Annotated in this window: 10 protein-coding genes and 1 pseudogene; 1 reads left to right on the top strand and 10 read right to left on the bottom strand. The window is 32.0% G+C overall.

What is annotated here, in order from left to right:
* Window positions 1-3: 3 nt before the first annotated feature.
* The 6 genes from GSB9_00490 to GSB9_00495 form a co-directional block, all read right to left on the bottom strand.
* Complete coding sequence (locus GSB9_00490; GenBank protein UKM63943.2) at window positions 4-1,263, bottom strand: GNAT family N-acetyltransferase; 1,260 nt, start codon at window positions 1,261-1,263, stop codon at window positions 4-6.
* A 97-nt stretch (window positions 1,264-1,360) separates the two neighbouring features.
* Complete coding sequence (locus tag GSB9_00491; protein ID UKM63944.1) at window positions 1,361-2,041, bottom strand: acetyltransferase; 681 nt, start codon at window positions 2,039-2,041, stop codon at window positions 1,361-1,363.
* Window positions 2,042-2,116: 75 nt separating this feature from the next.
* Window positions 2,117-4,783: a peptidoglycan bridge formation glycyltransferase FemA/FemB family protein gene (locus GSB9_00492; protein ID UKM63945.1), complete on the bottom strand. Its 2,667-nt coding sequence runs from the start codon at window positions 4,781-4,783 to the stop codon at window positions 2,117-2,119.
* Window positions 4,784-4,788: 5 nt separating this feature from the next.
* Entirely contained in the window at window positions 4,789-5,430 is a 642-nt protein-coding gene (locus GSB9_00493) for an acetyltransferase (protein ID UKM63946.1), read from the bottom strand.
* A gap of 45 nt (window positions 5,431-5,475) precedes the next feature.
* Window positions 5,476-6,096: a sugar transferase gene (locus GSB9_00494; protein ID UKM63947.1), complete on the bottom strand. Its 621-nt coding sequence runs from the start codon at window positions 6,094-6,096 to the stop codon at window positions 5,476-5,478.
* Between the two features lie 281 nt (window positions 6,097-6,377).
* Window positions 6,378-7,544, bottom strand: coding sequence for a glycosyltransferase family 4 protein (locus GSB9_00495; protein ID UKM63948.2), 1,167 nt, complete (start codon window positions 7,542-7,544; stop codon window positions 6,378-6,380).
* Between the two features lie 591 nt (window positions 7,545-8,135).
* On the opposite strand from GSB9_00495, the gene GSB9_00497 reads away from it, so the two are divergent.
* The gene (locus tag GSB9_00497; protein UKM63950.1) at window positions 8,136-10,178 is read left to right on the top strand and encodes a right-handed parallel beta-helix repeat-containing protein; all 2,043 of its coding nucleotides are present in this window, start codon (window positions 8,136-8,138) and stop codon (window positions 10,176-10,178) included.
* Between the two features lie 114 nt (window positions 10,179-10,292).
* On the opposite strand, the gene GSB9_00498 is transcribed toward GSB9_00497, so the two are convergent.
* The 4 genes and pseudogenes from GSB9_00498 to GSB9_03245 form a co-directional block, all read right to left on the bottom strand.
* Entirely contained in the window at window positions 10,293-11,381 is a 1,089-nt protein-coding gene (locus GSB9_00498; GenBank protein ID UKM63951.1) for a glycosyltransferase, read from the bottom strand.
* Complete coding sequence (locus GSB9_00499) at window positions 11,378-12,271, bottom strand: glycosyltransferase family 2 protein (protein ID UKM63952.1); 894 nt, start codon at window positions 12,269-12,271, stop codon at window positions 11,378-11,380. Before GSB9_00499 ends, GSB9_00498 begins: the two co-directional genes overlap by 4 nt.
* Before the next feature lie 10 nt (window positions 12,272-12,281).
* Window positions 12,282-13,370 (bottom strand): EpsG family protein, encoded by a 1,089-nt coding sequence (locus GSB9_00500; GenBank protein ID UKM63953.1) that lies wholly within the window; start codon window positions 13,368-13,370, stop codon window positions 12,282-12,284.
* Between the two features lie 13 nt (window positions 13,371-13,383).
* Window positions 13,384-13,515, bottom strand: a pseudogene (locus GSB9_03245) (serine acetyltransferase).
* Window positions 13,516-13,811: the final 296 nt, after the last annotated feature.

A 13,811-nucleotide genomic window follows, 5' to 3' on the forward strand; every position in this document is an offset into this window, starting at 1 on the left:
ATGTTAATCGGTTGTGCCAATAATGCATGTTTTGTTAGGGGTTTGGAGCAGAAAACAGTCTTTTTTTAATGTATTTATCTTATAGGTTCTAAGGTTGCTTAAATGCTCACTGCTTAAAAATAAAAAATCGAATACAGGCTTTCTTAAAAACAAATACTCCCTTTTCAAAAAGTCTATTTCAACAAGCATGTTTTCATTATAGCTAATGGTGCCCTCGTCAATTTCTTCTATACTTTGAGCTATTGAATTGTGTTTTTGGTTTTTTAAAAGAAAACTAAGATTGTGCAATTTTTTATTGACTTCTTTTTCTCTTAAAACCTGTTTTACTTTGTAGAAATTAGATAGGGTAGTAGCCAGAATGTTGGCGACAAGTGACTTTCTATCATAATATATGTGATATTCAAAATCATATTTTGTGTCGCTCCAGCTTTCTTTGTAATCAAAAAAACCTTTTGAAAAATCAAATATACTATAGGAACTATTAAAACTCCAGTCTAACATTTTCATTATTGAAATTTTACCAATATGGAACTTAGTATAATCTATATCGAAAACGGTGATGGCATCAAAAATTATGGATTCCGAAAAATACAATAATCTAACGCTGATAGGAGTTTGATTGTTGTAGATAACGTGTAAAGCTGCTTTTTTTTCTAAAATAAGAGGATAAGCCACGTCTCGATAAAATTGCCACTCACTAGGGTTTAAATTGTTGTTGGTTGTTTTTTTGTCGTCAAAGCGTTTGGTTAATAGCTCATAAAAATGACTAAAGACATAATCATACTCAACTTTGTCAATAGTTCCTATTAACATTTTGCTAGAAATATTAAAACAACACTCGAGCCTACGCGAATAGCGTCTGAGTTTTTGGTTACTGCTTTTACTGAATGTTGCTTTTAAATATGAATTAAGGTCTTTGTAATTATCAAGTTTTATAGCGAATCCCGGGTATTGCTTGACTTTTTTTAAGCTTAAGTTATTGATTTCGGCATTGTCGCCAGGCGTTTTAAAATACTGAGGGACATCGAATATCAAAAACGTTTTGTTTTTAAAGTCATCTGTTGAATTATTTTTGTTAAAACTATAGGATATCCCTTTTGTTAAGTTTTTGCCAACATTGATGTATATTGACAGTAATTTATAGGCTTTGTAAAATGAGAGCCCATTGATAGAATTAAGATTGCTAGTTTTGGCATTCTTTAAAAAATGTTTAGACCATGATTCAGAAAAAGTTCTAGATGTAAAAGGGTTTTCACGTATCACAAACAATGGTTTTCACTATTTAAATTTACTTTTTTACCTATGGGTAATGACATTTGTTTTTATAAAATATATTGTTTGTCTAATTAATGTCATCATGTTAAAAGTATTTTTCTCCTTCACTTATACTCTTTATTATTTTACCCGGAATACCATAGACCATTTTATAATCACTGATGTTTTTATTTATCAATGCCGCAGCTCCAATAATTGAGTGCTTTCCTATGGAAATATCTTGAATTATAATTGCTCCCATACATATAGCACTACAAGCACCTATCGTACTTTTTCCTCCAATAGTTGAGTTTGGGGCCAAACTAGCATACTTTTTTAATATTGAATCGTGTCCTAAAGAAGCTTTAGTGTTAACAATGCAAAATTTACCAATATTAGCATCACTATTTATAACAGCACCGGCCATTATAACTGTTCCTTTACCTATTTTTACGTTTTTACCAATCACCGCATTTGGATGAATTGCTGATATATAGTCAAAATCTGGACTTATTTTTTTAATCTTCTCATAGATTAATTTACGCGTCCAATTATCGCCAATTGCAATTATACCTAGTTTGAAATTATGAGATTTACTTAAACGCGGTATGTCATTTTCATTACCTAAAACACGATAATTATATATACTGCTATCTATGGGTTTAAAGGAATCAATTAAGCCAACAATGCTATATTGATTTAGTCGTTCAACTATATCAATAACAACTTTAGCGTGACCCGATGCCCCTATAATTACTACATTGGTTTTGTTTTTATAAATTGCCATTTTACGATTTTAAGGGGTGTTAGTATCTTTTTTATTATTAATGCTCTTTTTTTTACAACCATTAGAAATTTACAATTATAGTTTCACAATCAAATCATCAAATATTCTATATAATGGAAAGTAATCTGACTCTACATTCACACCTTTTTTTTGAACGAGTTCCTTGTAAATGTCAGGGTTAACAATAAGCTTCCATAAATAAAAATCTTTAAAATCCTTGGAGAATGACGATTTAAAATCAAAAAGGGAATCATCATCTCGTCCCCCTAGGCCACCACCTAAATTAAAAAAAGTATAACCTTTTTTTGCAGCAATAATTCGCATCTCATCAATTAATAGTTTGGTAGGCATCAAATCTAAAAACTTTGTTTTTGAGCCAGATAGATGGTAGTGGATTATCGGCCCCACTGATATAAACATGCTTGCAGCTATGGTTTCCTGTGTTTCATGATGTACAACTGATAATATAATAGTTTTAAAGTTTTTGTTTTTAACAAGCTTATGAAAATAATCGCGACTAAAGTAGTATGATTCTTTGGCATTTACCCGGTCCATATTTTCATAGTATATATCAATAAATGTATTTATGTCCTCTAACGAGTTTCCTGTTTTAATTGAACAATGCCGTCTTGCCTTGTTTATGTGTGTTTTTAGTCTGCTTCTATAATTAGCCCTGAGTGTATTAGGTTTTTGGTTTAAATCCATAAAAACAACTTTTCCTTGCTGAATAGTTTCACCAAAATTCTCCAATATTTTATTTTGTGAATCGATAAAAGGATTTAGTCTAGCGAATACTGATATAATACGATGGATTTTAAAATAATCTAATATTTCTTTTATAAAGTCAGAATTGTTAAAATTTGTGGGCAGGTTACCAATAACAACAGGTCCCACGTAACCATAGGCAGAAGTCGCGTCTTTGTAGTCGCTACATGGAATGTCTCTGACTAATAAGGGTAATGCCAATATATAGTCTTTTGTTGAATATTTTAGTAAAACAGGAGTTTCATTACGATACCTTGCAATTTGATGATAACCATAGGTGTGATAAAAATCGTATATGTTTGATTTTGTTATACAGTCATTCCAGTTTTTTTCATCTGTAATGGCTTCTAATTTACTTTTACCGTTCTCTAAAAACTTAATATGGCTGATTTGTTCGGGATTTTCAAATCTGTCTTGACTGGCCAAATCCTTAAAAATAATCTTGGACAATAATTTTGATATCCAAATAATCCTTCCACAGTGTTCGACGTGCCAGACAGGAGAGTTGTTGATAACATTCCCAGCCAGTAAAGGCCCCATAATATGTAAGTCGTTTTGAGCCTCAAGTTTTTTATTAATCTTAAAGCCAATATTTGATTTATTTGGTATACAGTATTTGTTTTTTATTAAATTATTTATTAGCGGTGGTAATTTTTTACTTTTTAAATTTTTACCGCCAATACAATTGATAACCAAATGAAAGTTTTTTGGGTAGATTTCCTCTTGCTGTGTTTCTGTGTTTAAAAATTGAACTTTGTACTCTAAAGTTTCTTTGTCTTTTTTTAAATCGATAAATCTGCCAGCTAAGTGGTTGAAACGGTCACGATCCTTTAACCACTTTATAGTATTTGAGTAGTGCATGCCTGCACAACGTTGCTTTTGGCCTATTTGATTACCATAATTGCAAGCAAACTTATGTAATTCATCTTCACTGAGCTTATTTAACAAATCGCCGAAGGCAGAGGATATCTTTTCTATAGTAGAGGCCGCTCCCAATTGAATGGAATCTGAAAGATTAATATCTTCAAATGCAGCATCAGCTATCGCTTTTGCCGATAATTCCTTTTCATCCTTTAAATTTAATAAATTAACGGGTTGAAATGCTTCTTTGCGCTCATCGTCAATATAAGCATCTGGTGCTCGACCTTGGGTTGATAGAAAAACATAATTTATTGGTCGAGCCCTGTTTTTGCTGTTGTCATTTAATTTATACAGCATTTCCAAAGCACTTGCATTGGCACCAACAATTAGAACATTTGTTTCCTTGTTTTTAGACCTTTTCGTTAAAAATTCATTTATTTTTTTTAAATTTTTATTAATGTTGGGGACATAAGGTGTGTTTACCAACATTAGGTTTTTACGCTTTAAGATGTTTTTATTTTTGTATAACATTCTTGTGGGTAAAGAGCCAACTGATAAAACTACTTTTTTGGATAGAAAGTAGTTGCCGTTTTTTAAAGTTATATTATATATATTATTATTTTTAAATAAATCTACAGCAGTAGCTGTCACATAGTTTACATCAACTCGCTTTTTTAAGTAGTTAATTTTACTATTTAACATGTGGTTAATATACAGTCCAAAAAAACGACGAGGTATGAAAAGCTCCTCCCAATCACCATTGTTGATGGATTCTATATTATCAGACAACCATTTTTCTGTAAGCGTATCGCCTTCATTTTTCATTTCTTCAAGCAACCAATCTTTATTGATGTTCAGCCATTCTATAAATGGCTTCAATTCTGGTTCGGGAAGAAAGTTTTTAAGGTTGGTAATCAATAATGTTGAAAACCCTGATCTTTTTCCATAGGGAATACCTGTGTTAAATTCAGAATACTTTTCAATTACAGTTATTCGAACCTTTTTTTTTATCGTTTCATCAGTCTCCAACAATTTCAAGAAATTTATTATTGAGAATGATGTTGAAATTCCAGAACCAATAAAAGTAATGTCTGATATAGTTATAAGGTTTTTCAAAATAATTAGGGCTTTGTTGTCTTAATGATTCTTCCAGGATTCCCGACTACGGTTGAATAGTCTGGAACATCCTTAATAATTACCGATCCAGCACCAATTTTACACCATTTACCAATTTTAATTTTTGGTATAACTATAGCGCCTACACCTATATGGGAGCCTTTACCAACCTCTACATGTCCGCATAGAGCAGCTTTAGGGGATATATGGGCAAAATCGCCAATAATATTATCATGGTCTATACTAGCACCAGTGTTTATAATAACATGTTTCCCAATTATGGTATTGGATTGGATAATGGCTCCAGCAAAAATTACAGAGCCCTCTCCAATTTTTGATGTTGGAGAAATTATTGCTGAGTGATGTATAGTTATTTCAAATTCAGATCTCAAAAAGTCTGCGATTTCAGCACGTTCAGCATTATTTCCAATGGCAATAATAACAGGGGCGCCCTTGTGTGGAAAATTATCTACATCTTTCCTCAATCCCATAGCCACATTTTTTGACGCCTTGTGGGTTTGATCCGGTTTGTCGTCGAACGTATCGGTAACGGTATAGCCATTTTGTTCTAATACCTCTTTTATTACTTGTGAATGTCCCCCAGCACCATAAATGCGAACCTTTTTGACTTCTTTTAGTTGACTCATTTGTTCTGCTTTTTTAAGTATTTTGAAAATAGTGTTGGTCGTTTTTTATTTTGTATTTTTTCTTAACTCGTCTAAGTAGGGTTGTGCTTTTGTGGCATCTGTTGCAATATCCTTTGATGCCAAAACCTTATATATGGTTTTTATTAAAATTTTAAAATCTGTTTTTAAAGATATTGTTTTTACGTACTCAACGTCTAATTTCAATCGAGGCTCCCAATCTAAAAAGTTCCTTCCGTTTACCTGTGCCAACCCGGTAATTCCAGGTCTAACATCATGCCTTGTTCGTTCTTCTTTGGTATAATATGGCAGGTACCTAGGCAGTAAAGGCCTAGGGCCGATAATAGACATATCGCCTTTTAACACATTGAATAATTGAGGTATTTCATCAATAGATGCCTTTCTGACTATAAGTCCAACACGGGTCAATCTTTCGTAATCAGATAACAAATTTCCGTTGACATCTGTTTTATCATTCATCGTCTTAAACTTAATAATGGTGAAAATTTGTTCATTTTTTCCAGGTCTTTTTTGAAAGAAAAAAGGTTTACCGTTATTAACTATAAATAGTAAAAGCGTTGTAATAATAATAACAGGTGAAAGTAAAACAAGTGCAAAAAATGCAGCAAAAAAATCTAAAAAAGGCTTTAATGTAGTTTTGTAACTCATTACAATAAAAGTAGGTTTTATGTTTCTTATCTTTAAAATAAAAGGGAGACTTTTTAAAGCCTATCAAAGATAAAGCTATCCATAATAAAAAAAAGCTCCCGCTTTACAATTCCGTTGACTTTAATGTTTTTTTCGTTAAGGGGTTATACTATAAAAACTTTATCGCTGATTTTTACCTTTTTTAAAGTAGAAAACCTAAAGATACAACCAATATAACCATCCTTGAAGTATAAAACTCTAGAGTGTTGATGCTCATGTGGTTAACTACTAATACAGATTGCTTAGATACTTTTTTCTAGAGCTTTGTACTCGTTTAAAATAGCAGACCATACCAATTTTTGTTCGTATTTTGAAATTACTTTTGGTCTTGAATTTTTTGCCATGGTTTCTGCTTTGCTCTTATTATTTAGCAAAAGCAACATTTTTTCATGTATAGCCTTATGATCTTTTGTAGGAATAACAAATCCGTTAAGGTTATTTTCAATAATTTCATTACAACCATTAATATTTGATACCACACAAGGTAGTCCCATAGCAGCTGCTTGCAAAACTACGTTAGGAAAGCCTTCTCTGTAACTAGGGAAAATCAAAGCATTCGCAATAGAAAAATAAGGCCTTACGTCAACAACCCAACCAGTCGTGATAATATTGTCATTGTCTTTAATGTTTTTTTTTGTTTCTGGTAGTAAGGGATCTAATTCGTTTTCGTACCAACCAACAAGCAGCAGCTTTATATTGTTGTTTGTATTGTCAATTAAGTTAAAGGCCTCAATAAGCTCATTAACACCTTTATCTTTTACCAAGCGTCCTACATAAATAAAAACATAGTCGTTGTCCTTCAGTTTTAGCTCAGGGCTTGATCGTAATTCGCATTTAAACTTATTATCATATAGTTTTGGGTCAAAATGAGACGTGTCGATACCGTTAGAGCTTCCGTTTGCTAATACTTTTAATTTGTTTTTTATTGTAAAATTATTTTCCAAAATAATATCAACCAAACCATACGAATTAGGATAGATTTTGGTAGCACATTTATAGGTGATTTTTTCGACTAAATTTAAAACAACCCGTTTCAAACCGGTGGCTTCTACTAGTGGGAGACCTGCAATTGTATGTAACCTATAGGGAACATGCGCAAATTTAGCTGCAATCATAGATAAAGTTCCAGCTTTTGGGGTGTGAGAGTGCACAATTAATGGCTTTTCTTTTTTAAAAATTTTGTAGAGTTTATAAACAGCAATCAAATCTTTAAAAGGGGTTATTTTTCTAGTCATTGTAACAGGGATAACTTTTACGTTTTCCCGTTTACCTACTTCTTCTAGATATCCGTCATCGGAACCAGATATGCCAATTATATCAAAATGGGCGCTCATATAGTTTAATTGACCTTTTAACAGACTAGCTAGTGACATAGGGACGGTGGTAACCCTAATGATTTTTTGCTTCATGATAGATATGGTTTCTGGGGCAAATATAGAAAAGTCATTAGTATGGTAGATAATATGTCTTTTTAATACTGAAATACCAGTTGACTGGATAAAAGTTATATACATCGAGTTTATACAATAAATTTAAAGAATCAACTAAACAACTTTGTGTTAATATTTTTAGTGATTAAGGCTTTTGGGCTTTCTGTTTGTTGGTAATATTTATTGAATTCTCTTGTTGTGCTTATCGTTGAGTGATGGTTTAATTTAGTTAATTGAACAGCTTGTCGAATAACTTTTTTAATGTAAATCATGCTAATTTTATTCCTAAGCAAAAGTTGTTATTACTTATTAACAGGTAGTTAGTTGCACAGTCCTATCTATGTATTTTCGCGTGGTTTATAATACAGATTGACGTCTAAATGTTGTAATTAATCGTATATAGGTTTTAAAGCTTTTGAAATGCTTTTTAACGATTAAATATGATTTTAAACGATAATTTTTTAAGGCACACATGTATTTTGTCGAAATAAACGGCTGTTTGTCGGCAATCCTAAAATTAATATTTAATATTGTTAGAGAAAGATTCCCCAAATCGAAAAACTTATGAAAATGATGTTTAAATCTATGATTTTGGTCATGATGTTCATGACACTATTATGTTCATGCAATAACGAAGAACTTTTTGTTGAAGAACCGATAGCCGAAGTAGTTAATAATACTGAAAACGGAAATACTGAAGTAACTAACAACGAAAACTCAAATGAAGATACGAATACCGACAACAGTTTGCCCTGTGATTTTGATTTAACGACCTTATCCGCCGGTGATACGGTAGTAATTGATTGTGTAATGGATTTAGAAGGCGCTACGATAAACTTGCCTTCTGATGTTACTTTATTGTATGAAGGCGGTGAAATTGTTAACGGTACACTTAATTTTTCGGATAACACTACTATTGATGGTAATCTGTTGAATATGACCTTGACCACAACAGGTTCTATTCCATTACTGAAAGACACTGTTTTTGATTTTGTCCCAGAACGATGGGGGATTGTTGAAGGTAAAGTATCAGACGAAGACGCACTAAATAATAGAGATATTATTGAGAGTATGATGGAAAAAGTTAAAGATATGGGCGTCAATACCTTTAAAATTGACAAGTTGGATGCTTATTTTAAAGTTGATGGGCCCTTGAATATGGGGACTCCAGAGCTACATGCTATCAATGTTCCTTCTGATTTTAATCTAATTATGTCCACTAATACTCACTTAAGAATGCAACCTAATGGCCATTTTCGAGCTAATTTATTAGCAATCTATAATGCCAAAAATGTAACTGTCAGTGGAGGGTTTTTACACGGAGACAGAGAAGAGCATAATTATGACTCTGGTTTTATTGATTCTGATGGTTCTTCTGGAGATAACCATGAATGGGTAAATACTATGGCTATTAAAGGAGGGCAAAACATCACTATTGATGGTGTAACCTTTCAGGATGCCACAGGAGATGGCTTGCATATTTCAAGTAAGTATTTTTATTTTGATTCTAGACACATCAGGTCAAAATATATTTATGTCAAGAATAATCGTTTTATCAGAGCAAGAAGGATTAACTTAACCTTGGTAAATTGTGAACAAGTTTTTATAGAAAACAACGAATTTATCGATGGAGGTGCTGATATGCCTAATTCAAAAGGAACTGCCCCTTCTTGCCAATTTAATATTGAGCCCGTTAGGCATTGGGATAATAATGGTGAACTCGTAGAATACGAAAGAGTTAACGATGTTTACATGAGCAACAATAAGGGGTTGTTGACTGGAGAAACAGGAGGAGGGTTTTATGTTTCTCATGGTAACGGGCCAATAATATTTGAAAATAATGAAATTGACTCTTCGGTATCTTATACTACTGCTGAGGGTGTTATAATAAGAAATAATTTAGTAAAAGATAATATTAAAGCAGGTAATCCTTCTAATTTCGATAGGGTTGACTTTGTTTTTGGCAATGAGGTTTATGGCAACATGGTATTTGGTGGGATTATAGTGGGAGGTAATGGTGTAACAATAAGAGATAATGATATTGAGGGAGATATTGGTATTTATTTAGGTGCAGGAGCAAAAAATAAAAGTTTAGGAGTTTCTAATTGTATAATAAAAAACAATACTATAAGAGCAAGCCAACGAGGGATAATGGCAATAAATACTACAAAAAACACATTGATAGAAGAAAACTCCATAGAAATGCTCTCAGGAAGTACTTTTGCCCTAAACCTTTATAACTCATGGTCTGGTGAGGTAGATGCTAATTTTATAGTAAATAACAATATTGTTACGGGTTCCAAGACAAATGACACTGGCGCTCATACTAGCCTTATTGGTGCGAATTCTATTTCTGTTACCAATAATAAGTTAGGTTGTGTACAGATTACTGGAGGTGAGGATACAACATTTACTGGTAATGAAATAGATGCAGAAATTAACAAGAATGGCTTATTCTTCAATGCAGATTGTCCTAACTCATCATTTAAATTTAATACAATTATAATTTATACTTCCAAAACGCCTTTGGAAATTTCAGCAGTAGATTATGAGACTGGATTGAATTTGTCAAGTACGGTTGCTTTAGAGAATAATACAGTTATAGAAAGGTAGGTAGTGATAGAGGAAAAAAAATCACTTCTACTATCAAAAAGCTCAGGGTTAGATTTAATTTGCTCTGAGCTTTTTTATTTTGTTAACTGGTTAGGGTTGGTTAATAAAAAACTATTAAAGTAATTTCGAATATAGTTTTATATACTTTGTCGTCATTATTTCAATATTAAATAGCTTAGACCTTCTTAAACAAGAAGCTTTTATATTATCGTTGTAATATGAATCATTATTTAATTGAATTATCATTTGCGATAATTGCTTGCTATTTTCAAGTTCAAATAATAAACCAGCTTCTTTTACTACTTCTGTCAAACCAGGTACATCTGTGGCTATAAAAGGTTTCCCAGAAGCCATCCCTTCTATACTGGATAGTGATAAGCCTTCAAAAAAAGACGAAAGAATAATAAAGTCCACAGTTTTTAACAACCTTGGAACATCGCTCCTTAAGCCGAAAAACTGTACTTTTTTTGCAACCCCAAACTCTTTTACTAATTGTTTGCACTCATTTTCCAAAGGCCCTTGGCCAACCAAGATTAATTTATACGCTTCGGGCAGTACACTAACTGCTTTAATAAGGGTTTTTTGGTCTTTTTGGGGGGTAAAACTGGATACCTGAATAATAAGGATATCCGAATCAAGATAACCTAAATCTTTTTTGTTGTAAGGCTTTGCCTCATTTATACTTTCTAAATCTATGCCGTTATATATTTTAGTAAGTTTGCCTTTAAATGAATTTCCTAGGTGAGTTTTTAGGTTATCGTCTACAGCATCAGAAATGGTTATAATTTTTTTAAACTGTCCATAAACAATTTTATCTACTAGTTTAAACAAGATTAAATTCCTTCGCCTATTAGTAGTATTATGTTCTGTTATAACTATGTTATATTTTTTAATACTTAATAAATTGGCAAACGCTACCCAATATATGGTGGGGAATAAGTGCGCATGGATAATATCATAATTTTTAAGAAACGATTTTATTTTAAAAACCAATAGTGGATTATAAATATTATTTTTCACACCTAAACAGTAAATAGATATAGCCTTATTCTTCTCTAGTTTGTGGTAAAGAGAAGTCTTGACCCCGTCTAAGAGTAAAATATCTACTTTTAAACCTTTATTAGAATATTTTAAGCAGGTATCAACTATTAATTTTTCTGCACCTCCAGAATTTAAAGAATTTATTATTTGAAGAATTCTCATTTTTTTAACTTGTTAATATAAAGCACATATAAATAAAGAGCAGCACCAAAAGGTACAGAAAATAATGTAAGCCAAGGTTTGGGGCTTTTGTTTAAAAACTTAAAATCCTTTAATTGAATAGAATGTGACACGTAATGGATAGCATTTTTTAAACGTACTTTTAAATAGTTTGAATGTTTTAAAGCATTAACACGTGCATATCGGAATCCTTTCGGGTGTCGGTAATATTGTTTAACAATATTTCTTGAAGAACCGTCTTCTAAATATTCAACAATACAAAGTATATTATTTAAACATCCTAGTTTATATTTTTTGTCAATTTGCAGGTATAGCGTACCTAACGGCACAAAGCGTTCGTTCGGAAATATTGGATAAGGAGGGAACTGCTTCACGATTGAGGTGCGCAATACGAGTTTTTTATCTCCTGTAACCTTATGCTTGTTATGCAAATCTTCCAATGTTGTAAAACTTATACTATCAGGTATGGAATGTCCAATAACACTTCCATTTTTATACGCATCTAAACCAATAAAACCAGCAAGGTCCTTAGGTTTGTTTTTTAGTGTATTCCAATAATTCAGAATGTTTTCAACGGCATCATTGGGCATATAATCATCAGAATCTATACAAACATTTAGTTCGGTCTTTATTAATCTGTATGCGGCATTATGGGCCCCGTGCATACCCTGATTGTCTTGGTAGTGGTATTGGATGTTGATTTTGTTTTCTTGCATCCAACTATTAACTAGTTCTTTTGTGTTGTCAATTGATCCGTCATCAATAATTAACCAAATAAAGTTATTTTTGGTTTGAGCGATCAAACTATTGTAACACTGGTATAAGCAATAAGCACGATTGAAAGACGGAGTAAATATGGTTAATGTCTCCATTAATTATAATTTAAGAATAATAAACAAAATACATTAAAAATGTAAAAGAAAAGTATACTGCCATAATTTTGACGAGCATTAAGTGATGATGTTTAAACATCGGTTGTTTAAGTAATGGGTAAAAAATAACAATGGCCATCATAAACCAGGATAAATAAGCAAACCGATTGGAAAAGTTAGCCCGTATTATCAAAACCCAAAAACCATTACAAATAAGATAAGTGTTTAATAATTGATTGTAAAAGGCATCCTTAAACTTCTTTTTATATATAAAATACCAACCAGCGAACACAGCAAAAAAGCTATGAAACAAAAAATCCCAGCGAAATCCAGGGATGCCTCCTCCTAAATCACCAGAAAGATAGCCTGATAATCTTTCTCCAAAGCCTAAACTAGAGAAAATTGAAATCCAAACGCCCCCCATAGCTAATGATAGAGGTATGCATATAACCCAAGCTTTAAGGTAAAATTTAGGTTGATTATATAAATAGGTTAATAAATACGCGAGTACAGGAAGCATAATGGTTTTATGAAACAATATAGCCCATATAAAAAATAGGCCCATAATAATTTTTTTATGCCTAAAACAAAGTCCCCAAAGAAACAACGAAGCTGCTACACCATTTCTAACCCCATTAACTCCATAGGTATAGAAAGAAAACGAAACGATAAAGGCAAAGAATACATAGTACCAGTAAGAATGAAATAGTTGTTTCGAAATTTTATACATAGGAAAAATGTAAAGAAAAGCGCAGATAGTAAAAAAGGTATGAACAGAAACAATATTTGATAATGTTTTCATGAAAAAATGCCAACCCAAATCAGTGCTTTCTGTAATTTGCCCACCATTGCTATAAGCCCTAAATGCCTTGAAATAATTTATAGTATCTCCAAAACCAAAACGTGAGGTTATGGGTCTTTGACCAATTAATAAAGTTATAAAAATGAGTATAAATATTCCCATCACATTTATAAAGCGTAAATTTTTTTTATCATGTATATCAAGAGCAAAAGCATGAAGTAATATACAGAGAATACTAAATAGGCAGGTATATATATATATATCATAAAAGTACTTTCCTGGAATTAAATCCATCATAATTCACTTAAAATTAATTATGTTTAATAATTTTACATGGGTTTCCGACGACTACACTATTATAAGGCACATCTTTAACAACCACGGCACCGGCGCCTATTTTACAATTATCACCAATAGTTATGTCCCCAATAACAATAGCTCCTGTATAAATGGAAACGTTGCTTCCGATTCTAGGTCTTTTGCCATTTACTTCACCTACAGTTACCAAGTGGTTTACATAAAAATTTTCACCAATCGATTCGGCATTTAAAATCGTGCAATATGGGTGTCCTGTTAAAATGCCACCGCCTAATTTAGTGGTTGTATCTATGGTAAAATTTCGTTCGCCTTTGCAATACATTTTCAATACATATTTTAAAGGGTTTTGGATTCTAAAATAGAATATGGTTCTAAAATCTTTGGAGTGCGTTAAAAAATAGAGCAACAATCCATTTTTAT

The organism is Flavobacteriaceae bacterium GSB9 (assembly GCA_022749295.1).
Taxonomy (GTDB): domain Bacteria; phylum Bacteroidota; class Bacteroidia; order Flavobacteriales; family Flavobacteriaceae; genus Flavisericum.